The sequence below is a fragment of the Microbaculum marinisediminis genome (assembly GCF_025397915.1).
GTDB classification, from domain to species: Bacteria; Pseudomonadota; Alphaproteobacteria; order Rhizobiales; family Tepidamorphaceae; genus Microbaculum; species Microbaculum marinisediminis.
In genome coordinates, this window is the sequence record NZ_JALIDZ010000008.1 from 85,197 (window position 1) to 105,858 (window position 20,662).

Here is a 20,662-nt window from a genome sequence, read left to right on the forward strand (position 1 = left end):
CGAGATGCCTCTGCTCGACATCCGCAACCTCACCGTGGAATTCAAGACCGCGGTCGGCACCTTCCGCGCCGTGGATTCCGTCGACATCACCGTCGACACCGGCGAGGTGCTGTCGATCGTCGGCGAATCCGGCTCCGGCAAGTCCGTGGCCATGCTCGCCGTCATGGGGCTGCTGCCGTGGACGGCGACCGTCACCGCCGACCGGATGGGCTTCGGCGACCACGATCTGCTGACGATCTCGCCGGCCCGGCGCCGCTCGATCGTCGGCAAGGACATCGCCATGATCTTCCAGGAGCCGATGACGAGCCTCAACCCGTGCTTCACGGTCGGCTTCCAGATCATGGAAACGCTGAGGGTGCATCTCGGCCTCAACCGGCAGGAGCGCCGCGCCCGCGCCGTGGAGCTCCTCAACGAGGTAGGCATCCCCGAGCCCGAGCGGCGGCTCGCCGCCTTTCCGCACCAGCTCTCCGGCGGCATGTCGCAGCGCGCCATGATCGCGATGGCGCTGGCCTGCCGGCCGAAGCTCCTGATCGCCGACGAGCCGACCACCGCGCTCGACGTCACCATTCAGGCGCAAATCCTCGACCTTCTCATCGGCCTGCAGCGCGACACCGGCATGGCGCTCGTCCTGATCACCCACGACATGGGCGTCGTCGCCGAGACCGCCGAGCGGGTCGTCGTCCAGTATGCCGGCCAACAGGTCGAGCAGCAGGGCGTCGAAGGCCTGTTCGAGGACCCGCACCATCCCTATACGGCCGCGCTGCTCGCCGCCCTGCCCGAACGCGCCACCGGCCGCCATCTGCCGTCGATCCCCGGCGTCGTGCCGGGACAGGGCGACCGGCCGAACGGCTGCCTGTTCAACCCGCGCTGCCGCTTCGCCACCGACCTATGCCGCACGACCGTTCCGCCGCACGCCGACGCGGCGCACGGTGCGGCCCTGTGTCACTATCCGCTCGAACACGGCGTCCCCCTCGGCCACCCGGCGCCGGGCGAGGTGAAGGAGGCGATGGCATGAGCATGGCCGTCCTCGAAGCCCGCGACCTGCAGAAGAACTACACGGTCAGCGGCGGCATGTTCTCCAAGCCTGCCGAGGTCAAGGCCCTGCGCGGCGTCAGCTTCACGCTGGAACCGGGCAAGACCCTCGCCGTTGTCGGGGAATCCGGCTGCGGCAAGTCCACCCTCGCCCGCCTCGTCACCATGATCGAACAGCCGAGCGAAGGGATCCTGAAGATCGACGGCAAGGACGTGGACGAGGCCGGCGGCGCCCGCTCCGCCGAGCTGCGCCGCGCCGTGCAGATCGTCTTCCAGGACCCGTACGGGTCGCTCAACCCGCGCAAGAAGATCGGCGCGACGCTGGAGGAACCGCTCGAGATCAACACCAGCGACAACGCCGCCACCCGCCGGCAGAAGGCGCTCGACATGATCGCCAGGGTGGGCCTCAGGCCCGAGCACTACGGGCGCTACCCGCACATGTTCTCCGGCGGCCAGCGCCAGCGCATCGCCGTCGCCCGGGCGCTGATGCTCAGGCCCCGCATCCTGGTGCTGGACGAACCGGTGTCCGCGCTCGACGTGTCGATCCAGGCGCAGATTCTGAACCTGCTTGCCGAGCTGCAGGAGGAATTCGGCCTCGCCTACCTGTTCATCTCGCACGACCTGTCGGTCGTCCGCCATGTCGCCGACGACATCATGGTCATGTATCTCGGCCGGCCGGTCGAGGTCGGCCCGCGCGACGAGATCTTCGATCATCCGCGCCATCCGTATACGCGGGCGCTGCTGGCGGCGACCCCGGTCGCCGATCCCAAACGCCGCAAGGAGCGCATCACGCTGAAGGGCGAGTTGCCCTCGCCGATCAACCCGCCGCCGGGCTGCTCGTTCAATCCCCGCTGCCCGCTCGCCTTCGATCGCTGCCGCGTCGAACGGCCTCTCCTGGAACCCCGAGGCCGGTCGCAGGTGGCCTGTTTCGCCGTGGAGTCCTGAGGACCACGGGGTTTCCCGCCGATCCGGGAGGTCGGCCGGATCTCGCGGCGAAAGCCGCGCGGACTGAGCGGCACCGTCGGTTTCGGCGGCCTGACGGCGGCCCCGGGCGGCTGATCTCGCGGCGCGTTTCCGGGCGCGGTCCGAATATTGACCTTGCGCCCTATGCCCCGACCCGGTTTCGATAGGAACGGAGAAGACTAAAACGGTTAAACAAAGGGAGAGAGACGTCATGAAAGCAGTGTGGACACTGATGGCGGCAACGGCCGTCACGATCGTCGGCGCCGGCGCGGCGACGGCCGAGAAATGGGATATGCCGATGGCCTACGCGGCCACGAACTTCCATTCCGAGATCGGCGCCGACTTCGCCAAATGCGTGACCGACGGCACCGGTGGCAAGCTCGAGATCGTGACCCATCCGTCCGGCTCGCTGTTCAAGGGCAACGAGATCAAGCGCGCGGTGCAGACCGGCCAGGCGCCGATCGGCGAGCGGCTACTTTCGGCGCATCAGAACGAGAACCCGCTCTACGGCGTCGATTCCATTCCCTTCCTGGTGTCGTCGTTCGACGAGCACGAGAAGCTCTGGAAAATCGCCGAACCGAAGATCACCGAAGCGCTGGCCGAGGACAATCTGCACTACCTGTATTCGGTGCCGTGGCCGCCGCAGGGCCTTTACTTCAACAAGGCGATCGGCTCGGTCGCGGACATGAAGGGAACCAAGTTCCGCTCCTATTCGACCGCGACGGCCCGCATGGCGGCACTGACCGGGATGCTGCCCGTGCAGGTCGAGGCCGCGGAACTGTCGCAGGCGCTCGCGACCGGCGTGGCCGAAGCCTTCATCTCGTCCGGAGCGACCGGCTACGACCGCAAGGTCTGGGAGCATCTCAGCCATTTCTATGAGGTCGATGCGTGGCTGCCGCGCAATGCGGTCTTCGTCAACATGGATGCCTGGAACGGCCTGGACGACGCCACCAGGACGGTCGTGAGCAACTGCGCCGCCAAGGCCCAGACCAACGGCCTCGCGCGCTCCCAGGAATACACCCAGTTCACGGTCGACGGCCTGAAGGAAAATGGCATGACCGTCGAACGCGCCAACCCCGAGCTGGTCAAGGAACTGCAGGCGCTCGGCGAGATCATGACGAACGAATGGCTGGAAACCGCCGGCGATCAGGGCAAGGAGATCGTGGAAACCTACAAGTCCATGTGATCGCGCGGCCGGGACCGGGCACCGTCCGGTTCCGGCGCCTCTTTCCATCAGGGGGGATTTGGCCATGCTGGCGACAGGGCGCATGTTGCGGCGCGTCCTCGACGCACTTTACCTCGCCGGGGGCGTCGTCGCGGCGCTGTTCACGGTCGGCATCCTGGTCCTGATCGTGCTGCAGATGCTGGCGCGGTGGACGGGGCAGGTGTTTCCCGGCGCCACCGACTATGCCGGCTACTGCATGGCCGGGGCGTCCTTCTTCGCCTTCGCCTACGCGCTCAATCACGGCGCCCACATCCGGGTCTCGATCGTGCTGAACGCCCTGGGCAGACACCGCCGATGGCTGGAGATCTGGTGCTTCGCCATCGGAACGGCGGCCTCGACCTATTTCGCCTGGTACGCCGTCCGGGGAACGTACTGGTCCTGGAAGCTTCAGGATATCAGCCAGGGTCTCGACGCCACGCCGATCTGGATACCGCAATTGTCGATGGCGGCCGGCACGGTCTTGCTGGCGCTGTGCTTCTGGGACCATCTCATCCGCCTGCTGGTGACCGGCTCGCACGGGATCAAGACCGATCTCATCGATCAGAGCCACGCGGAATAGGAGCGGACCGATGGAACAACTCGCTCCGATCGCGATCTTCTTGTTCGTCCTGTTCCTGCTTCTGGGGAGCGGTGTCTGGGTCGGGCTCGCACTTCTCGGCGTCGCCTATGTCGGCATGGAGCTCTTCACCACGCGGCCGGCCGGCGACGCGATGATCACGACGATCTGGACGTCGTCGTCGTCCTGGTCGCTGACCGCGCTTCCGCTGTTCATCTGGATGGGCGAGATCCTTTATCGAACACGCCTGTCGGAGGACATGTTCCGCGGCCTGTCGCCCTGGATGGCGCGGCTGCCGGGCGGGCTGGTCCACACCAATATCGTCGGCTGCACGGTGTTCGCCGCCGTCTCGGGGTCGTCGGCGGCGACGCTGACGACGGTCGGCAAGATGTCCGTTCCCGAATTGCGCAGGCGCGACTACCCGGAGCCGATGATCATCGGCACCCTGGCCGGCGCGGCGACGCTCGGCCTGATGATCCCGCCGTCTCTCACGCTGATCGTCTACGGCGTCACGATCAACGAGTCGATCACCAAGCTTTTCATCGCCGGCATCGTTCCCGGCATCGTCCTTGCGGCGATGTTCATGGCCTATGTCGCGATCTATTCGAAGGTCTCGAAGAGCTATCACCCCACGCCCGAGCCGGAGATGACGTTTATCGAGAAGGTGCGGAACTCGCGCTTCCTCATTCCCGTCATCTGCCTGATCCTCGTGGTGATCGGGTCGATGTACCTGGGATTTGCGACCGCCACCGAAGCCGCGGCCTTCGGCGTCCTCGGCTCGCTGGCGCTCGCCGCGGGCCAGGGATCGCTGAACTTCGGCACCTTCGTCGAAAGCCTGATGGGGGCGGTGCGGACATCGGCCATGATCGCCCTGATCCTCGCCGGGGCCGCGTTCCTGTCGCTGTCGATGGGCTTCACCGGCCTGCCGCGGGGCCTGGCAACGCTGATCGACTCGCTCAACCTGACGCGCTTCGAACTGCTGATGGCGCTGCTCGTCTTCTACATCGTGCTCGGCTGTTTCCTGGACGGCATATCGTCGGTGGTGCTGACGATGGCGGTCGTCGAACCGATGATCCGGCAAGCCGGCATCGACATCATCTGGTTCGGCATATTCATCGTCGTGGTCGTCGAGATGGCGCAGATCACCCCGCCGATCGGCTTCAACCTCTTCGTCCTGCAGGGGATGACCGGTCACGAAATGAACTTCATCGCCCGCGCGGCGGTACCGATGTTCCTGATCATGGTGCTGATGGTTTTCGTTCTGATCGCCTTCCCCGACCTGGCGACGTGGCTGCCCGAGAACATGCGCCAGCGTCCGGGAGGCTAGGCTTTGTCGGATACCGGCCTCGCGATGCTCAGGTCGCCGCCCCTGGCCCGCTATCGCTCCGCCTCGCTCGCGATCAGCGGCTCGGCCGCGGCGGTATTGAACCCCAGAGGACTGATGTGACGAGACTGGTATCGCTGCTGGGATACGCCGCCCGGCACGGGCGCATCCTTCTGATCGCCGGCCTCGTCGCCGGCATCGCCCTGCCGGGCACCGCCGTCGTCCTGAAGGCCTGGTTGCCCGAACTGGTCGCGTTCCTGCTGTTCATCGCCGCGCTTCGCATCGGCCCGCGCCAGGCATTGGGGGCAGTCCGCGACCTGTCGGTCACGGCGGGACTCACCGTGCTGTTCCAGTTCGCGATGCCGATCGCGGCCATCCTCGTCATGATGGCGGGCGGCTGGCTCGACCACCCGATCGCGCTGTCACTGGCCCTGATGCTGTCGGCGTCTTCCATATCGGGCAGCCCGAACCTGACGCTGCTGACCGGCAACGACCCGGCACCGGCCTTGCGGCTGCTGATCTTCGGGACCGCGGTTCTGCCGGCGACGGTGCTGGTTCCGCTCTGGCTCTTGCCCGAACTGGGGGCGGCCAGCGAGGTGTTGCGCGCCGCAGGACGCCTGCTGGGTGTCATCGCCATCGCCGGCGGGGTCGCCTTCCTGATCCGGGGTTTCCTGTTGCCGCAGCCGGCGCCCGAAACGCTGCGGGCAATCGACGGCCTTTCGGCCATCGCCATGGCGGTACTGGTGGTCGGCCTGATGTCCGCCGTCGGTCCGGCGATCGTCGAAACGCCCGCCACCTTCCTGTTCTGGCTGGCGGTCGCGTGCGCCGCCAATCTCGGGCTTCAGGTCTCCGTCGCCGTCGCGCTGCGCAATTCGGCACTGAAGGACAGCCGGGCCGCCTACAGCATCGTCGCCGGAAACCGGAACATGGCCCTGTTCCTGGTCGCCCTGCCCGCAAGCACGACCGATCCCCTGCTCCTCTTTATCGGCTGCTACCAGATCCCGATGTATCTGACGCCGTTCCTGCTGCGCCGCCTCTACCAGCCGACTTGATCGGCCGTGCCCTGCCCGGGGATTGTGACGCCCCGTGAACGGACGGGGCCGGTTCGGCCGTCAGGGCAGGGAGCGTTTCGTTCGCGCCGATCGCGGCAGGGGCCTGTCGCCGAAATCCAGCGTCGACTGCCGTACGATCCGGCCGTCCCGGTCGACGACGATCTGGCAGCGGCGGCTTTTGTGGAAGAACGTCAGGCGGTAGTGGCCGGCGTCCTCGTCGACGCCCCGCTCGCAAAGGCTTGTGATGGCCCCCTCGCGCATGCGCGTCAGCACGGTCGCCGGTTCCAGGCCGAGGCTCTTGCCGATCACGCGGGCATCGACGCTGATCTCGCCGTTCTCGAACTCAACCGCCAGGGCGTCGTCTCTCGGTCTCATGACGATGCCTCGGCCGCGGAGTACACGGCGCCCTCGGTGATCACCGCATCCATCGGGATGTCGTGGGGTTGCGGATGGATGGTCCGGATGGCGGCCTGTTCGTAGCCGACGCCGAACACGCGCGGCTTGCGCGGCAAGGCGGCCAGCGTGCGGTCGAAGAACCCGCCGCCATAGCCGAGCCGGTAGCAGGACGGATCGAATCCGACGACGGGGGCGATGACGATGTCCGGCAGCACGTCGGCGCCGTCGGCGGGTACGGGGATGTTCCAGATGCCCCGTTCCAGCCGGTCGCCCGAACGCCAGGTGCGAAATACCAGCGGCGCCGCCTTCTCGACCACGACCGGCAGGGCGCAGCGTGCGCCGAGGGACGTCATTCGCTCCATGAAGGGGCGCAGGTCCGGCTCGCCCCTGAACGGCCAGTAGGCGCTGATCGTCACCCCCGAGACGCCGCCGATCGCGGCTTCCAGCGCGGCCGCGATCCGGCTCCCGTGTCCCGACCGCACCGCGTTCGGGACCGCCATCCTCTCGGCGATCAGCCTCTCGCGTTCCGCCTTGCGCCAGCGCTTGACGTCGGTTCGCAGGGGAATTGCGCCGCCGGCTGCCTCCGCGGGGCCGTCGTCGCCGGCCTCGTGCATGAAACAGGGCGGCGAAGCGTAGTTCGACGGCGGGTCGTCCGCGATCATGGCCTATCCCCTAGCTGCCGGCGCCCTGCGGCAGGGCGACGTCCGTGTCGGGCCGCACCAGCCGCTGCCCCTTCATGACCAGCATGCCATTGAAGGCCGCGATTCCGAGCTCGAGACTATCCGCGATCCGGCGCGCGCGCTCGATGAAATGGTCGGCGGCAACGTCGGTACAGATCTCCTGAGCTGTTTCCTCGAACAGGGCGAGCCAGCGATCGAAATGCCGCGCGTCGACCGGCAGGGGCTGATGCGCATCCATCGGCTGGCCGTGGTAGCGACCGCTCATCAACGCGACCGAAGACCAGAAGGCCCGCATCCGCTCCAGGTGAACGGGCCAGTCCGCGATGCGCGCCTCGAAAACCGGCCCAAGCAGGTCATCGTTGCGGACCTTCCCGTAGAACGTGTCGACGAGACGTCCGATCAGCGCTTCGTCGATGCCGGTCCGCTGTCTGATCTCTTCGGTTATCCGGGCGCGTCGTTCAGCATGTGTCATGGCATGTCCCAATAGGTATTTCAAATACCTATTTATCATTTGACGCGCGGCATTGCCACCCCGAAATCCGATGCGGACGTGCCGGTGACGCCGGCTGCCGGCGCCAGCCCGCGTGCCGCGGTCCGGGCTATTGTGTCGCTCCCGATTGGACGGCTTCGGCTGGCGTTTGGCGCGACAAACCTGTATCCAAAATCAGGCTGCGACATCACTGGGACATCGCCGGATCGTCTTAGCCTGCACGATGCGTCACCGCGGGACCGAAAGGTAAAACGACGTCCATGGGAATCACGTTGCAGGCCAATGACTTGGCGGCTCTTCGAAACACCGCGCTGTTCAGCGGGCTCAACGACGAAACACTGGCCAAGCTCCTGAAGCACGCCAGGATCAACACGCATGCGCGCGGCGAAATGCTTTTCCTGCAGGATGAGCCCGTGCAGGCGTTCTACGTGGTCCTGGACGGCTGGGTGAAGATCTTCCGCACCACGCCGTCCGGCGACGAAGCGGTCATCGGCGTCTTTCACCGCGGCGAGAGCTTCGCCGAGGCGGCCGCGTTCGTGTCCGGAAAGTACCCGGCGACCGGGGAAACGGTGTCGGACGCCCGCCTCCTGCACATTCCGTCACGGCACCTGTTGGACCTGGTCATGGAGTCACCGGAGATCGGCCTGGCGATGCTCGCCTCGACTTCGCGCCACCTGCATATGCTGGTCAATCAGATCGAGGAGCTGAAGGCCCATACGGGCACGCAGCGCGTGGCCCGGTTCCTGTTGTCGCTGGCGCCCGTCCGGTCGGGGTCGTGCACGATCGCGATCCCGTACGACAAGGCATTGCTCGCCGGCAAACTCGGCATGAAGCCGGAGAGCCTGTCGCGGGCGTTTCAGCGCCTGAAAGCGTGCGGCCTGTCGATCCGCCGCGACATGGCGATCGTGGACGACATCGCGCATCTGCAGCAGCTCGTGGAACAGGACCGCGCCGAGGTGTTTCGCTCGCGCGCCTGACCGCGCGCCCCGTTTGCCGCCCCGTTCGGCGCCCGTGCTCAGGCCGAAAGGTCCAGACGGACGCCCGCCGCGTCGACGCCGATCACCCGATAGCCCGGATACTGCTCCAGGCCCTCGCGGATGGCAGCTTGCGGCATCACCGCGAAGGCGGTCGACAGCCCGTCCGCGATCGCCGCCGAAGGCCCCAGCACGGAGACCCGTCGCCACACCCCGCCGGGCCTGCTCGTGGCCGGATCGATGAGATGCGGGACGCGGCCGGCGGCATCCAGCACGGTTCCGCGCGGCGCCGTGGTGGCGAGCGCCGTTTCCGCGATATCCAGCCGTTCCTCGGCGGGGCCGTCCCCGTGCTCGGCCAGTCCGGCCTTCCACGGGCGGCCATCGGGATGGCAGCCGAGCGCCCGGATCTCGCCGACATTGACGAGGACGTTCCGCAGCCCTTCCGCGCGCAGGAGCTCGGCGACACGATCCGTGGCATAGCCTTGCGCGATGCCGTTCAGCGTCACGGCCATGCCCGGCCTGGAAAAGCGTATCGTCGCGTCGTCGATCGCGAGGTTTTTCCAGCCCGTCCTTGCCCGCGCCGCCGCAACCGCCTGCGGGTCCGGCCCGCCGGGCGCCGCCCCGGGTTCGGCGAAATGGCGCGCGTAGAGCTGCCACAGCGGCTGGATCGTCGGATCGAACGCGCCCCCCGTCGCGCCGTGGATGCCGTCGGCAAGCGACAGCAGCGACAACAGATCGAACGGCGGAAGATCGACACGCCCCTCACGGTTCAGCCGGCTGACGACGCTGTCGTCCCGATAGAGACTGAAGATCGCCTCCAGGCGCGCGATCTCGGCACGCGCCGTCTCGATGATCCGCTGCGCTTCAGCTTCGTCGGGGTGCGCCAGAACGATCGACGTCTGCGCCCCCATGGCGGTCCCGGTCCAGCGGGTCAGCCGCGCCGCGGCCGGCGCCCGGCCCGCCGCAAACGGAACGACGGCGGCAGCGGCGGAAATCTCGATCAAACGGCGTCTGGTAAGCATTGTCTTCTCCGCGCGGGTCATTGCGCCGGTCATTGTGCCGGGACGCCCGACTCCCCCGACGACACGGTGTCGACGGGTGAGAGCACATAGTCTTCGGGAATCTCGGCAAAGCGCACGATCTTGCCACCGTGCTGGCTCACGAAAGTCTCGGCGGCGCTTCGCACGCCAAAGGGAATCGTTTCCGGCACCCCCATTCCACCCGTCTGCCGGCTGTCGATGACGAAATAGGCCTCGTCGGCGTCCACCCAGTTGGCGTCGCCCGGCTCCGCCCAGCTCTCGGCCCGCCCCATGTCGTTCACGTAGATCGCAGTGATCTCGGCGGTCTCCTCCGGCAACCGGGTGTAGACGACCGCGTCGCGCACCTGAGAGAACCACAGCGGCGCGAGAAGCCCGGCGAGATGGATCTGCGCCTTGGGACCTTCGTGCTCGAGCACGTTCATCTGGCAGTAATGCCCCACCGCCTCCGCCGTCATGGCGACGGGATCCGGCTTCTCGACCACCGCGTCCTCGAAGCAGCCGCCAACGGACAGGGACAGCATCGCGATCATCGCGGCCCGGATCATGGCTCGATCCTCCTGAACACGAACCAGGCGGCGGCGAACGCGGCCACCAGCCAGGCGATAAGGCTTGCCAGCGCGACGCCCGGCGGGAACGGCAGCGCCTCGGCGATACCCGCCATCCCGGTCAGCGTCTTCGCCGCGCCAAGCATCGCCAGATTGAACAGCCGGAACGCATCGCCCGGCGAGGCGACCAGAAGCCAGGGGAACAGCGTCGTCGCGAACACGCCTTCCCGCTCGACGACCACGATGGCAAGGAGGCCCAGATCGTAGAGCACGACCGCCACCAGCCACACGCCGACGGCAAGCGCGGCGGCCGTTCCGGTCTGGCGCACCAGCGCGCTCGCCAGGTAGCCGATCGCGAGGAAGACCGCCCCCAGCAGGATCGATGTGGCGATGAGGCGGACAAGCACGCCGAGGCCGGCAAAGCCGCCGTCGCTGGTAAACGCGACCGCCGCGCCCGATACGCCGTAGCCGACGACCACGGCGATCGACAGAACCGCGAGGTGGCCGAGGAACTTGCCCGCGAGGATCTCGAAGCGGGAGACGGGACAGGCAAGGACGAGCTGCAAGGTGCACCTGTCGATCTCCCCGGCCACCGTATCGAAAGCCAGCAGAAGCGCGATCAGCGGCACGAGGTAGACCGACAGCGTCGCCAGGCTCGCCGCCGTCACCGTCAGGCGGTCGACTCCGACCGTCCCCGTCGGCGCCGAGCCGACCAACGCCAGGATCCCGGCGAACAGGGTCAGGATCAGGACGGACAGGATCACCCAGCGGTTGCGAATGCCGAGCTTGAGCTCGAGACGAGCGATGGCGAGAATGTTGACGATCATGACTGTTCCCCCTGATCCGTCTCGCCGGAGAAATGGCGGTAGACGTCATCGAGGCTCGGCGGGGTGACGTCGATGTCGGTGATGGCGGCGCCGAGCGCGCCGATGGCGTTCAGCCGCTCCACCTTCCGGTCGGCCGAGCACAGGATCTCGACCGCGCAGCCGTTGACGCGGCTGCCGCCGAGTTGCTTGGCCAGAGCATCCGTGTCAGCGAACGTCGCCTCGACGCGAATGCGGATCGGCAGCCCTGCCTCCGCCCGCAGTTTCGCCAGGGGCGCATCGGCGACGAGCCGGCCGGACCGCATGATCGCGACCCTGTCGGTCTTCGCCTCCAGCTCGGTCAGGCTGTGCGAGGACAGGAAGACGGCGGTGCCGCGCGCAGCGATCTCGGTGACGATCTCGTAGAACTCCTGCCGCGAGATCGGATCGAGGCCGCTGGTCGGCTCGTCGAGCAGGAGCAGGCGCGGTGCGCCGATCAGCGCCTGGGCGAGCCCGAGCCGCTGCCGCATGCCCTTGGAATAGGTGCCGACGCGCCGATCGGCCGCCACCCCGAGGCCGACCCGGTCGAGCAGCGCCTCCGCCGCCGCCCGGTCGGCCCGCTTCAGCTTCGCGTAGAAGCGGATGATCTCGCGCCCCGTCAGGGACTTCTGGAAGGCCACGTTCTCCGGCAGATAGGAGACCGCCCGCCGCGCCGCCGCCGAACCGGGCGGATGGCCGGCGACCAGGAGCGTGCCCTCCGACGGACGCAGGAAGCCGAGGATCATCTTGAACAGCGTGGTCTTGCCGGCGCCGTTGTGGCCGAGCAGGGCGACACGCTCGCCGGCCGAGACCAAAAGGCTCACCCGGTCGACGGCGCGATGGCGGCCGAAGTCCCGGCACACGGAGCGGGATTCGAGAATCGCGGTCATGACCGGCTTCCTTCGCCGGGCACCGGAATGTCCACCGGTGTCATGAGCGGCGCGCTGTCGACGACTCCGCCGGGCAGCAGCGCCGGGAACTGGGATTGCGACCAGCGCACCAGCTGGACCGCCGGGCTGCCGAGCAGGAGCTTCGCCGCCGGCTGCGTCCACAGGACCTGGTCGATGATGTCGTTGGGGCGATAGGCGCTGTCGGCTATGCCGTCGCCGTTGACGTCGAAGGCGGCGTGATCGCTCCAGTAGTTGCCGCGGCCCGCCTCGCTCCATTCGAGATAGCGCGTGCCGACATACTTCACCTGGGTCTGGTTGCCGATGAAGGCGTTGCCGACGATGGTGTTGCGGTCCGAGCCGGCGGTGAAATGGATGCCGATCTCGCACGCCTCGAACCGGTTGTCGGCGAGCCGGTTCTTGTTGGCGTTGTACATGAACAGGCACTTCTCGGCCGCCGCGCGCACGTAATTGCCTTCGATCGTCGCGCCATTGGCATAGTTGAGCATGATGCCGTAGTCGCGGTCGTCGATCGAAATGTTGTCGCGCACCGTCAGCCCGTCCGAGAACATCAGGGCGTAGCCGAGATGGTTGCCGACCGAAACGTTGCCGACGATCTCGCCGTCGCCGGCATACATGTAGTGGACCGCGAAGCGCAGGTCCTGGAACCGGTTGTCGCGAATGACGTTGCGCGCGCTCGTGTTGACGAAGATCCCGTCGCGGCCCTGGCGGATCGTGTTGCCCTCGATGGCCGCGCCGGGCGCGTTCCACACGTAGATGCCATTGCCGCGTTCGTTCATGCGGAAATCCGTGCGGCCGACCACGAGATTGCCCGCCACCCGGGCATCCCTGGCGCCGTGAATGTCGATCCCATAGAGGTTCCCGATCGATTCACTGTCCAGGACCACACCGCGATCGGCGGTCTTCGTCAGCTTGATGCCGGAATCGATCGACTGGTGCGACGACCCCGAGCCGGACACCCGCACCCGGGAGACGACCACGTCCGGCGCCGTCACGGTAATCACCGTGCCGGTTCCCCCGCCCTGGATCTCGACGCCCTCCGCCCCTTCCACGGTGAGCGGCTTGTCGATCACGATGGCGCCGGAGTAGACGCCGGGGCGCAGCCGGAGGACATCCCCCGGCTGCGCATTGTCGATGGCCGCCTGCAACGCGCCCGGCGCCGGCGCCACGACGGTTTCGGCGGCCTGCGCCGAAACAGCCGCGAGCGTGGCAGCGAGCAACGAAGACAGTGTCAGGCGGCGCAGCATGGGTCAGGCGCTCCGCGGCTCGACGAACATGCGGCCGCGCATCTCCATGTGGAGAGCATGGCAGAACCACTGGCAGTAGAACCAGTGGACGCCCGGCCGTTCGGCGATGAAGGTGACCGAGGCCGTCGCCTGCGGCGCGACTTCCATCGCCACGCCGTAGTTGGACATGGTGAAGCCGTGCGTGAGGTCGTCGACGTCATCGATGTTCGTGACGTAGATCGTCACCTCGTCGCCCTGCTTGACGGTGAACGACTCCATCGAGAAGGTCGGCGCGGCCGAGTACATGTAGACGCGCACCTTGTTGCCGTCCCGGATCGGCTCGTCGGCCCCGTCTTCCAGGTCGACACCGTCGGCTTCCGCCTGCTTGCGCGCATCTTCCCATGTCGGGTCGTCGCGGTCCCAGACGATCTTCGGGTTCACCTTCGACGCATGCACGATGATGCTGTCGTGCGGCTCGGCGAAGGTCGGACCGTCATGCACGATCTTCATGTCATCGGACGAGATGTCGATGAGCTGCTCGTTCTCCGGCTTCAGCGGGCCGACGTTGAGGAACCGGTCCTTGGAGAACTTGTTCATCGATATCAGCCACTTGCCGTCCGCTTCCGCGGTCTCGCCCATGCTGGTCGAGTTGTGGCCCGGCTGATAGTGGACATCGACCTTGGAGATGATCGGGTCGACATCTTCGCCGGCATAGGCGCGAACGGCCTTCTCGATGTCCCACTTCACGACCTGGCTGTCGAGGAAGAGCGTCGTGAAGGCGTTGCCCTTGCCATCGAAGGCGGTGTGTAGCGGTCCAAGGCCCAGTTCCGGCTCGGCGACGATGCACGAACGCGGATCCGCGTCGCTGTCGAACAGGGCATCGACCTTCTCGACATCGATCACCGAGCAGGTCGGCGACAGCTTGCCGTTGATGACGACGTGCTTCTTGTCCGGCGCCGTGTTGCAGCCGTGCGGGCTGTTCGGAATCGGCACGTAGCGGGTGTACTTCTTGTTCTTGCCCTTGCGCCCGTCGATGACCTTGACGCCCTGCAGCTCCTGATAGTCGCCCTCGGCGATGCCCTTCTCGATCTCCTTGATATTGAAGATCACGACGTGGTCCATCTCGTTCGCGGTCATCTCGGCGAGGTTCATCCCCATCTCCGAGTTGTAGCTGGTCGAGAAGGCGTACTTGCCCTGGTAATCGCAGTCGGTGTTGTCGAGGTTGCCGCTGACGATCACCTGCCAGGCGATTTCCATGGTGTCGCCGTCGATCGCCGTGAAGATGTTCACGTACTGCGACGGATCGTCGAGGATCTTGCCGTCGTTGACCAGCGGCGCCTCATGTTCGCCGTTGGCGAAGATGTAGCCGGTCCGCGGATATTTCTGCGGCCGCATGCCGTGGATGTCGTTGGCGTTGGGGATCTCGATGATCTTGTCGCAGCGCATGACGTCGCAGCGCACGCGCGCGACACGGGTATTGGCCTTGTCCTGCATGAACAGGTAACGGCCGTCATAGGTGCCGTCGGTGAACGACATGTGCGGGTGGTGCAGGTCTCCGTTCTGATAGGTCTGGAGTCCGTGCGCGGCGAGGAACGCCTTGGTTTCCGGCAGAAGACCTTCGGTGAGGATCTTCAGCGACTCGTTGGTCTGCCCCCAGCCGGTGGCCGAGCAACGGTTGAACACCGGAACCCGCATCAGCTCGCGCATCGAGGGAACGCCTACGATGCGCAATTCGCCCGTCTGCCCGCTCGACCAGAAGCCGTAGTACTCGTCGAGCTCGCCCGGCGACAGCGCGTACTTGGGCGTGCTGCCCTGGGCCACGGCGGGTGTGACCGATGTCGTCGACAAGAGCGCGCCGGTTCCACCAACAGCCGCGCCGCCGGCGACGAAGGCCGTAGTCGCGGTACCAGACAAGAGGGTCCGTCTGGAGATCCCCTCTTTGTTGTGTTCATCCGTCATTTCCCGTCTCCTTCTTCTGGAACGTGGGTGCAGTCTTCATCCGGCGGCGGCAGGCGCCTCTTTGGCGGGTTTTGCCGTCGGCTTGGCGATACCGGTGCGCTCCTCGAAGCGCCTGCGCTTGGCGAGCTTCGCGATGACGACCGGGCATTTCTTCTCGTGCTGGTACAGCACCTGGCAATGCAGGCACTGGAGGCATTCGTTGGGGTTGATGTGGCCTTCCGGATGGATGGCCTGGACCATGCACTCGTTGGCGCAACGGGCGCAGGGATTGCCGCATTCGCGGTAGCGCTTCAGCCAGTCGAACATGCGCAGCCGCGCGGGAATGGCGAGCGCCGCCCCCAGCGGGCACAGATAGCGGCAATAGAACCGCTCGACGAACAGGCCAACCGCCAGGATCCCGACCGCGAACAGCACGAACGGCCAGGCGCGCATGAACTTAAGGATGATCGCCGTCTTGAAGGGCTCGACCTCCGCGTAGTGCTCGGCAAGCTCAAGCGAGTACAGCGACATCCCGAACAGCCCGAGGAAGATCAGGTACTTCACCGGCCACAGGCGCTCGTGCAGGCCCCATGGCACCGCGTATTGCGGGATCCGGATCAGCTTGGCGATCCGGTTAGTCAGCTCCTGCAGGGCCCCGAACGGACAGAGCCAGCCGCAATAGGCGCCGCGCCCCCAGAACAGAAGGGCGGCCGCCACCGAGAACCACAGGATGAAGACGAGCGGGTCCATCAGGAACGCGCTCCAGGAGAAGTCGTGAACGAGGGCGTTGAAGAACGCCAGCACGTTGACCACGGAGAGCTGCGCGTTCGCGTACCAGCCCAGGAAGAAGAGCGTCACCGTCAGGTAGCCGATGCGGAACCAGAACGTCAGGCGCTCGTAGCGCGTGAGCTGCATCTGGAAGAAGAACCCGCCCGTCAGCACCAGCAGCATCGCCGCCAGGACAATGACCTCGACACGCTTGGTCACCCAGATCCGGCGCCACAATTCGTTCGATTCCGAAGCCTCCGCCTGGGCGAGCGGCGCCGTCTCCGGCTGCGGCTGCGCGGCGATGGGCTTCAGATAGGTCGCCGGCGTCTGGTATCCGAGATCGAAGGTCAGGAACAGTTTCTCGATCGCCCCGACCGGTCGCTGGGCCAGGAGCTGCAGACGGAACGGCTTTGCCGGATCGAACCCGATCCCGGCCGGGATCTTGAAGATGTCGAGCTCGGAGAACGTCGGCGCGTCGTCCGTCGCCAGCGTGCCCAGCCGCCGGTGCTGGCGGTCGAAGAAGCGCGCCGAGACGTCGCCCTGGATGAGCTGGATGCGATCGAAGATGCCGCCGCGGACATAGCCCGAGCCCTTGAACGAATACCGGCCGCGGCCAAGGACGAGGATCGCCTGCTCGCCCTCCTCGAGCCAGGCTTCGAGGTTGCGATACTCCGCCTCGCCGAGGAGGCTGCGGCCAATGGTCGGCACGCTCACCAGCGCGACATAGAGGTCGATGAAGCTGTCCTCGGGCGCGCCCTTCTCGGGATGCTTGCGGGCGCGGGCATCGCCGTGCCGGGCGAAGGCCTCGTTGATCTGGCCGATGTCGAGCGACATACGCCGGACCGAGCCGTCGCCGACAAGCGTCTGCCAGTCCAGCACCTCGACGGGCTTGTCCATGTCGATGGCCTTGGTCGGCCCTGCGGCCGCGGTGCCGCCGCTCAGGCCGCCGAGGCCCAGCGCGCGGGCCACCTTCAGCCCCGCCCGGACGATCGAGTCGTCGATCACCATGATCGTGACGGTCGCGCCCGAGACGATATCCAGGTCGTGCGCCGACCCGCCGGCCGCCGCTTCCTTCTTGAGATCGAGGCCGGCGTAGCCCTCGGTGACCGCCTTGATGCGGGAATCGGGAATGCCGATCAGCACGATCGGCTCGGAATGCTTGACGAGCCGGACGCCGGTCAGCACCGCGTCCGTGTCGATGCCGACCAAGGTGTGGATCGGCTTGCCCGAATAACCCGTCGTCTCGACGAAGTCCGACGTGAGGAAGACGTAGCCGATCGTCTCGCCGTCGCGGAGCGCCGGAACGACCGGGATCGTCTCATCGACCGGGCCGTAATCATCGGCACCGGGCACAAGCTCGCCGACCGGCACTTCGGTCGTGAAGGTGGTGACGATCGGCGCACTGTGCCCCGCGGTGGACGCCAACAGCGTCAGCGCGACGAACATCGCCGCGATTGCCCAGAGTCCCGAAAATCGCGGCGATAATTGGAGCATCTAATCAGCCTTGGCCCGACAGTGTGGTGCGGATCGCGGATCGATCAGCGACATCCCACGCGGTCTGAATTTCGACCGCGCCGACCGGACTCCAATAGGATGGAGGGGGGCCGGATGCCTTGACTTTGGTTAAGTATTTTCGCAGGGCAGAACTCTGCTGATCGACGCGGATGGAGAAGCATTCGGTGCCGTTTGGGCCCGAATGAAACGGGACGCGAAATTCGGGAGAAGCCAGGCGAACACGGCGGGAATGACGCGGCGCCGGGGGGCCGCGCTAAGGGTATCGAAGGAAGGCCCATACAGTCGAACCACGTACCGCGTCACCGTTTAGCCAGATGTCCGGCCCGTGGCCGGGATACCTTTTCTCAATCCGATCACATTTCCCGAGGTTAGTGAATATACTTTGAGCAACCTGGCGCCCACTTTGCGAGCAATCTGCGCATCGGATAGGCAGACATCATTTGACAAAGCCTGCGTATGGTCACGGCCGAAAGCCCCGGTTGACCAAACGGGATCCGGACGGGGAGAAGAGCGGGATTGGCGATGCAGGATGTCGCGCGAGCCCTCGCTCCGCCATCGCCGAGATCGCCCTGCCTACGATCACAGCGTGTCGAGGGCGCGCTCGATCTCCGCGAGATTTGCGTTCTCACCACCCGACATGCCCTCGCCGGACGCACGCTTGAGGGCCCGGGCATCCTCAGCCCATTCCGTCAGGATCCGGCGCTTTTCGACCTTGGTGAGCCCGGTATCGCCGACGACGTCCATCGGGTGGGCATAGGCGCCCCACGCGGCGTTGCCGGGCGTGTCGATCGGTGTCTGCGGCAGGCGGTCGATCATGGTCATCTCCCTATGTCGATACGGGCCGGGCCGGCCTGGAGGGGCCAAGCAGCAGCCACAGGATGAACCCGACCACCGGCAGGACGAGGATCAGCAGGATCCAAAGCACCTTGGATCCGGTGGAGGCACCCGACCCCACGGTCTTCACGATCGCGTAGATGTCGAGCACCAGAACGACGAGGCCGAACAGGCCACCAACTTCAACGCCCATCTGCCTGTCCTCCTCAATTCTGCGCCGAACGCGGGTTTCCCTTGTAGACGGCCTGGTCGCCAATGCCGGTCTGATCGACCCGGGCGTGAACGCGCGCGATCGCCTTGGCCACCTCGTCGCTGTGCCCGGGCCCGTTCCGGCGCTGCGCCGCCACCGCATCCGCCCCATATCGGGCCGTGCCTCGCGGTGCGTGAACTGGTGATTTCTGTCCCATGTCGTCGTCTCCTCTCTGTCCTGAATCGATGTCGGTCGGGTTGGGCGGCTCAGTCCGCGATGATCGCGCGCAGCATCCAGACAGCCTTCTCGTGGTAGGTCAGGCGTCCGGTAAGAAGATCGTGGCTGACGAAGTCGCCCTTCTGCTCGGCCGTCTCGGCGGCCTCGCGCATCTTGCGGCACAGGCCCTCGTGGTCGGCGATCAGGTCCTTGATCATCTCGCCGGCCGTCGGCGCCGTCTTGTCGATGCGGATGGCACTGTCGCCGAGTACCTGGCGGTCCGTCAGGGGTGCCGTATGCCCCAGCGCGCGAATCCGCTCGGCGAGGTCGTCGCAGGCCTCGAACAGGTTCTGGTAGTGGTCTTCGGTCATCTCGTGCAGCGGCTGGAACAGCGGGCCGACCACGTTCCAGTGATAGACGTGCGACTTGATGACGAGCACATACGTATCGGCAAGGATGCCGGAGATCGCCTCGGCGATCGTCTTGCGATCCGCCGCGGGGATACCCGTGTGCACGTCTTCCCTGTGTGGCTTGACCTTCAGAACGTTACTGGCGCGGGTCATTGTTCTTCTCCCTGTTGGTGCCTTGAGGTGGGGCATCGAATTTCGCGTCCCGCGACGAACCGCGAGGCGCCACACCCGACCAACGCGCGCGATCGCCGTTGGTTCCTCCCGGTCGGCCCGCAGATCACTGGGCACGACCGCGGAAACAAAAGGGGCCGGCCGCGGTTTCCGGCGGCCAGCCCCCTTGTCGGAAGGGTCTTATCGCGTCATGCCCGACGGGCGAGATGCATCACCACCGACACCGCCAGGGCCACGAGGAAGATGAAGAAGAGGATCTGCGCAATACCTGCGGACGTACCCGCGATTCCGCCGAACCCCAGCGCACCGGCGATCAGTGCGACAACGAGAAAGACCAAGGCCCAGTAAAGCATCCTGCTCTCCTTTCTATCGATTGTATGCCGTGCTGAGAATTGAACGCCGGAGCGCGGAAATGGTTTCCGCCCGATCGTCAGCGACAACAAAAAACGGGCGCCGAGGCGCCCGCTGATCGAAGTCCGGAAGTTTGCGCTGGAAGTCTCAGCCGTTGGCCACCGCTTGCGGCTCCGAACCCGCGCGCGTGTCGAAGAACAGCGCCTGACTGATCACCGCCTTCACGGTGTCGGTCTGGAACGGCTTCGTGATCAGGAAGGCAGGCTCCGGCCTTTCGCCGGTGAGGAGACGTTCGGGATAGGCGGTGATGAAGATCACCGGCACGTCGATCTCCGTCAGCATCTCGTTCACCGCGTCGATGCCCGAGCTGCCGTCGGCGAGCTGGATATCGGCGAGCACCAGCCCGGGACGTCGGTCGCGCGCTGCGGTGATCGCCTCGCGATGCGTCCGCGCAAGGCCGGACACCTCGTGACCGAGCCCCGTGACCAGCGCCTCGAGATCCATGGCGATCATCGCCTCGTCCTCGATGATGAGCACGTTGGTGGACACCTGGGCGGCGATTTCGCGCCCGGCTTCGTCGATGAGCGAGCGGACGCCGTCTTCGTCGCTGTTCAGGATGGTGGCCGCCTGCGGCAGCGAGAAGTCCTCCACGGTCGTCAATAGGAACGCCTGGCGTGCCCGCGGCATGATCGCATCGAGGTTGCGCTCGAACGGCGTCGCCGGCCCGTCGCCCTGGTGGTTGATGTCGATCGTGTCCCAGATCCCGACCAGCACCTTGTAGAGCGCGACGCGCGGTTCTAGCGCGGTATCGAACAGGTCCTGATCGGCGATGATCGCTTCCAGGCAGGCCGCGACGTAGGCGTCGCCGCCCGCCTGCGTGCCCGTCAACGCACGGGCAAACCGCCGCAAATACGGAAGATGCGGCGCAATCGTCATGGCGATCGACATATGGACTCCCTCTGAAAACCCCTGACTATTGTTCTCTAAACGCGGAATTCGGCCTCTGGTTCCCGCCG

At 66.3% G+C, this 20,662-nt stretch carries 23 protein-coding genes; 7 read left to right on the forward strand and 16 right to left on the reverse strand.

The annotated features are described in order from the left end of the window. The first annotated feature begins 4 nt into the window (after positions 1 to 4). The 6 genes from MUB46_RS17340 to MUB46_RS17365 all read left to right on the forward strand — a co-directional run bounded on the left by MUB46_RS17340 (position 5) and on the right by MUB46_RS17365 (position 6,152). Entirely contained in the window at positions 5 to 1,015 is a 1,011-nt protein-coding gene (locus MUB46_RS17340; RefSeq protein ID WP_261617207.1) for an ABC transporter ATP-binding protein, read from the forward strand. Continuing rightward, positions 1,012 to 1,977, forward strand: a complete 966-nt coding sequence (locus MUB46_RS17345) for a peptide ABC transporter ATP-binding protein (RefSeq protein WP_261617208.1) — start codon at positions 1,012 to 1,014, stop codon at positions 1,975 to 1,977. The genes MUB46_RS17340 and MUB46_RS17345 overlap by 4 nt, the downstream gene beginning before the upstream one ends. A gap of 229 nt (positions 1,978 to 2,206) precedes the next feature. Beyond that, entirely contained in the window at positions 2,207 to 3,181 is a 975-nt protein-coding gene (locus MUB46_RS17350) for a TRAP transporter substrate-binding protein (RefSeq protein ID WP_261617209.1), read from the forward strand. Between the two features lie 64 nt (positions 3,182 to 3,245). Then, the gene (locus tag MUB46_RS17355) at positions 3,246 to 3,779 is read left to right on the forward strand and encodes a TRAP transporter small permease (RefSeq protein WP_261617210.1); all 534 of its coding nucleotides are present in this window, start codon (positions 3,246 to 3,248) and stop codon (positions 3,777 to 3,779) included. Positions 3,780 to 3,789: 10 nt separating this feature from the next. Continuing rightward, complete coding sequence (locus MUB46_RS17360; protein WP_261617211.1) at positions 3,790 to 5,103, forward strand: TRAP transporter large permease; 1,314 nt, start codon at positions 3,790 to 3,792, stop codon at positions 5,101 to 5,103. Positions 5,104 to 5,219: 116 nt separating this feature from the next. After that, complete coding sequence (locus MUB46_RS17365; RefSeq protein ID WP_261617212.1) at positions 5,220 to 6,152, forward strand: hypothetical protein; 933 nt, start codon at positions 5,220 to 5,222, stop codon at positions 6,150 to 6,152. Positions 6,153 to 6,212: 60 nt separating this feature from the next. On the opposite strand, the gene MUB46_RS17370 is transcribed toward MUB46_RS17365, so the two are convergent. Genes MUB46_RS17370 through MUB46_RS17380 form a run of 3 tightly spaced genes read right to left on the reverse strand, consistent with a single transcriptional unit; the run spans position 6,213 to position 7,700 of the window. Continuing rightward, on the reverse strand, positions 6,213 to 6,527 hold the full coding sequence (locus MUB46_RS17370) for a DUF6522 family protein (protein ID WP_261617213.1): 315 nt from the start codon (positions 6,525 to 6,527) through the stop codon (positions 6,213 to 6,215). Then, positions 6,524 to 7,210 (reverse strand): 5-formyltetrahydrofolate cyclo-ligase, encoded by a 687-nt coding sequence (locus MUB46_RS17375; RefSeq protein ID WP_261617214.1) that lies wholly within the window; start codon positions 7,208 to 7,210, stop codon positions 6,524 to 6,526. Before MUB46_RS17375 ends, MUB46_RS17370 begins: the two co-directional genes overlap by 4 nt. Before the next feature lie 10 nt (positions 7,211 to 7,220). Beyond that, the gene (locus MUB46_RS17380) at positions 7,221 to 7,700 is read right to left on the reverse strand and encodes a group III truncated hemoglobin (protein WP_261617215.1); all 480 of its coding nucleotides are present in this window, start codon (positions 7,698 to 7,700) and stop codon (positions 7,221 to 7,223) included. 305 nt (positions 7,701 to 8,005) lie between these two features. Between MUB46_RS17380 and MUB46_RS17385 the strand changes: the two genes are divergently transcribed. Further along, the gene (locus MUB46_RS17385) at positions 8,006 to 8,695 is read left to right on the forward strand and encodes a Crp/Fnr family transcriptional regulator (RefSeq protein ID WP_261617216.1); all 690 of its coding nucleotides are present in this window, start codon (positions 8,006 to 8,008) and stop codon (positions 8,693 to 8,695) included. Between the two features lie 38 nt (positions 8,696 to 8,733). Here MUB46_RS17385 and MUB46_RS17390 read toward each other — a convergent pair whose 3' ends face one another. The 13 genes from MUB46_RS17390 to MUB46_RS17450 form a co-directional block, all read right to left on the reverse strand. Then, on the reverse strand, positions 8,734 to 9,714 hold the full coding sequence (locus MUB46_RS17390) for an FAD:protein FMN transferase (protein WP_261617217.1): 981 nt from the start codon (positions 9,712 to 9,714) through the stop codon (positions 8,734 to 8,736). Between the two features lie 29 nt (positions 9,715 to 9,743). Beyond that, entirely contained in the window at positions 9,744 to 10,277 is a 534-nt protein-coding gene (locus tag MUB46_RS17395; protein WP_261617218.1) for a nitrous oxide reductase accessory protein NosL, read from the reverse strand. After that, positions 10,274 to 11,104 (reverse strand): ABC transporter permease, encoded by an 831-nt coding sequence (locus MUB46_RS17400; protein ID WP_261617219.1) that lies wholly within the window; start codon positions 11,102 to 11,104, stop codon positions 10,274 to 10,276. The genes MUB46_RS17395 and MUB46_RS17400 overlap by 4 nt, the downstream gene beginning before the upstream one ends. Beyond that, positions 11,101 to 12,009, reverse strand: coding sequence for an ABC transporter ATP-binding protein (locus MUB46_RS17405; protein WP_261617220.1), 909 nt, complete (start codon positions 12,007 to 12,009; stop codon positions 11,101 to 11,103). The genes MUB46_RS17400 and MUB46_RS17405 overlap by 4 nt, the downstream gene beginning before the upstream one ends. Then, a complete protein-coding gene (locus tag MUB46_RS17410; RefSeq protein WP_261617221.1) occupies positions 12,006 to 13,274 on the reverse strand; it encodes a nitrous oxide reductase family maturation protein NosD in 1,269 nt (422 codons plus the stop codon). Before MUB46_RS17410 ends, MUB46_RS17405 begins: the two co-directional genes overlap by 4 nt. A gap of 3 nt (positions 13,275 to 13,277) precedes the next feature. Further along, the gene (gene nosZ, locus MUB46_RS17415) at positions 13,278 to 15,212 is read right to left on the reverse strand and encodes a TAT-dependent nitrous-oxide reductase (RefSeq protein ID WP_261617222.1); all 1,935 of its coding nucleotides are present in this window, start codon (positions 15,210 to 15,212) and stop codon (positions 13,278 to 13,280) included. 36 nt (positions 15,213 to 15,248) lie between these two features. After that, positions 15,249 to 17,453, reverse strand: a complete 2,205-nt coding sequence (locus tag MUB46_RS17420) for a NosR/NirI family protein (protein WP_261617223.1) — start codon at positions 17,451 to 17,453, stop codon at positions 15,249 to 15,251. Between the two features lie 600 nt (positions 17,454 to 18,053). Further along, positions 18,054 to 18,290 carry a hypothetical protein gene (locus MUB46_RS17425; protein WP_261617224.1) on the reverse strand — a complete coding sequence of 79 codons (237 nt, stop codon included), beginning with the start codon at positions 18,288 to 18,290 and terminating at the stop codon, positions 18,054 to 18,056. A gap of 10 nt (positions 18,291 to 18,300) precedes the next feature. Next, positions 18,301 to 18,501, reverse strand: a complete 201-nt coding sequence (locus MUB46_RS17430; protein WP_261617225.1) for a PLDc N-terminal domain-containing protein — start codon at positions 18,499 to 18,501, stop codon at positions 18,301 to 18,303. Between the two features lie 13 nt (positions 18,502 to 18,514). Continuing rightward, positions 18,515 to 18,655: a hypothetical protein gene (locus tag MUB46_RS17435; RefSeq protein WP_261617226.1), complete on the reverse strand. Its 141-nt coding sequence runs from the start codon at positions 18,653 to 18,655 to the stop codon at positions 18,515 to 18,517. A 109-nt stretch (positions 18,656 to 18,764) separates the two neighbouring features. Continuing rightward, positions 18,765 to 19,277 carry a Dps family protein gene (locus MUB46_RS17440; RefSeq protein ID WP_261617227.1) on the reverse strand — a complete coding sequence of 171 codons (513 nt, stop codon included), beginning with the start codon at positions 19,275 to 19,277 and terminating at the stop codon, positions 18,765 to 18,767. Between the two features lie 206 nt (positions 19,278 to 19,483). After that, positions 19,484 to 19,648 (reverse strand): DUF1328 domain-containing protein, encoded by a 165-nt coding sequence (locus tag MUB46_RS17445; RefSeq protein ID WP_261617228.1) that lies wholly within the window; start codon positions 19,646 to 19,648, stop codon positions 19,484 to 19,486. Between the two features lie 145 nt (positions 19,649 to 19,793). Beyond that, on the reverse strand, positions 19,794 to 20,594 hold the full coding sequence (locus MUB46_RS17450; RefSeq protein ID WP_261617229.1) for a response regulator: 801 nt from the start codon (positions 20,592 to 20,594) through the stop codon (positions 19,794 to 19,796). Positions 20,595 to 20,662 lie beyond the last annotated feature (68 nt).

Bases quoted from the DNA above. Each gene is read 5' to 3' on its own strand.
- MUB46_RS17400 (WP_261617219.1), bottom strand. From the start codon at position 11,104: ATGATCGTCAACATTCTCGCCATCGCTCGTCTCGAGCTCAAGCTCGGC.
- MUB46_RS17425 (WP_261617224.1), bottom strand. From the start codon at position 18,290: ATGATCGACCGCCTGCCGCAGACACCGATCGACACGCCCGGCAACGCC.
- nosZ (WP_261617222.1), bottom strand. From the start codon at position 15,212: ATGACGGATGAACACAACAAAGAGGGGATCTCCAGACGGACCCTCTTG.
- MUB46_RS17445 (WP_261617228.1), bottom strand. From the start codon at position 19,648: ATGCTTTACTGGGCCTTGGTCTTTCTCGTTGTCGCACTGATCGCCGGT.
- MUB46_RS17410 (WP_261617221.1), bottom strand. From the start codon at position 13,274: ATGCTGCGCCGCCTGACACTGTCTTCGTTGCTCGCTGCCACGCTCGCG.
- MUB46_RS17390 (WP_261617217.1), bottom strand. From the start codon at position 9,714: ATGCTTACCAGACGCCGTTTGATCGAGATTTCCGCCGCTGCCGCCGTC.
- MUB46_RS17340 (WP_261617207.1), top strand. From the start codon at position 5: ATGCCTCTGCTCGACATCCGCAACCTCACCGTGGAATTCAAGACCGCG.
- MUB46_RS17360 (WP_261617211.1), top strand. From the start codon at position 3,790: ATGGAACAACTCGCTCCGATCGCGATCTTCTTGTTCGTCCTGTTCCTG.
- MUB46_RS17375 (WP_261617214.1), bottom strand. From the start codon at position 7,210: ATGATCGCGGACGACCCGCCGTCGAACTACGCTTCGCCGCCCTGTTTC.
- MUB46_RS17350 (WP_261617209.1), top strand. From the start codon at position 2,207: ATGAAAGCAGTGTGGACACTGATGGCGGCAACGGCCGTCACGATCGTC.
- MUB46_RS17370 (WP_261617213.1), bottom strand. From the start codon at position 6,527: ATGAGACCGAGAGACGACGCCCTGGCGGTTGAGTTCGAGAACGGCGAG.
- MUB46_RS17345 (WP_261617208.1), top strand. From the start codon at position 1,012: ATGAGCATGGCCGTCCTCGAAGCCCGCGACCTGCAGAAGAACTACACG.
- MUB46_RS17420 (WP_261617223.1), bottom strand. From the start codon at position 17,453: ATGCTCCAATTATCGCCGCGATTTTCGGGACTCTGGGCAATCGCGGCG.
- MUB46_RS17450 (WP_261617229.1), bottom strand. From the start codon at position 20,594: ATGTCGATCGCCATGACGATTGCGCCGCATCTTCCGTATTTGCGGCGG.
- MUB46_RS17440 (WP_261617227.1), bottom strand. From the start codon at position 19,277: ATGACCCGCGCCAGTAACGTTCTGAAGGTCAAGCCACACAGGGAAGAC.
- MUB46_RS17395 (WP_261617218.1), bottom strand. From the start codon at position 10,277: ATGATCCGGGCCGCGATGATCGCGATGCTGTCCCTGTCCGTTGGCGGC.
- MUB46_RS17355 (WP_261617210.1), top strand. From the start codon at position 3,246: ATGCTGGCGACAGGGCGCATGTTGCGGCGCGTCCTCGACGCACTTTAC.
- MUB46_RS17430 (WP_261617225.1), bottom strand. From the start codon at position 18,501: ATGGGCGTTGAAGTTGGTGGCCTGTTCGGCCTCGTCGTTCTGGTGCTC.
- MUB46_RS17405 (WP_261617220.1), bottom strand. From the start codon at position 12,009: ATGACCGCGATTCTCGAATCCCGCTCCGTGTGCCGGGACTTCGGCCGC.
- MUB46_RS17380 (WP_261617215.1), bottom strand. From the start codon at position 7,700: ATGACACATGCTGAACGACGCGCCCGGATAACCGAAGAGATCAGACAG.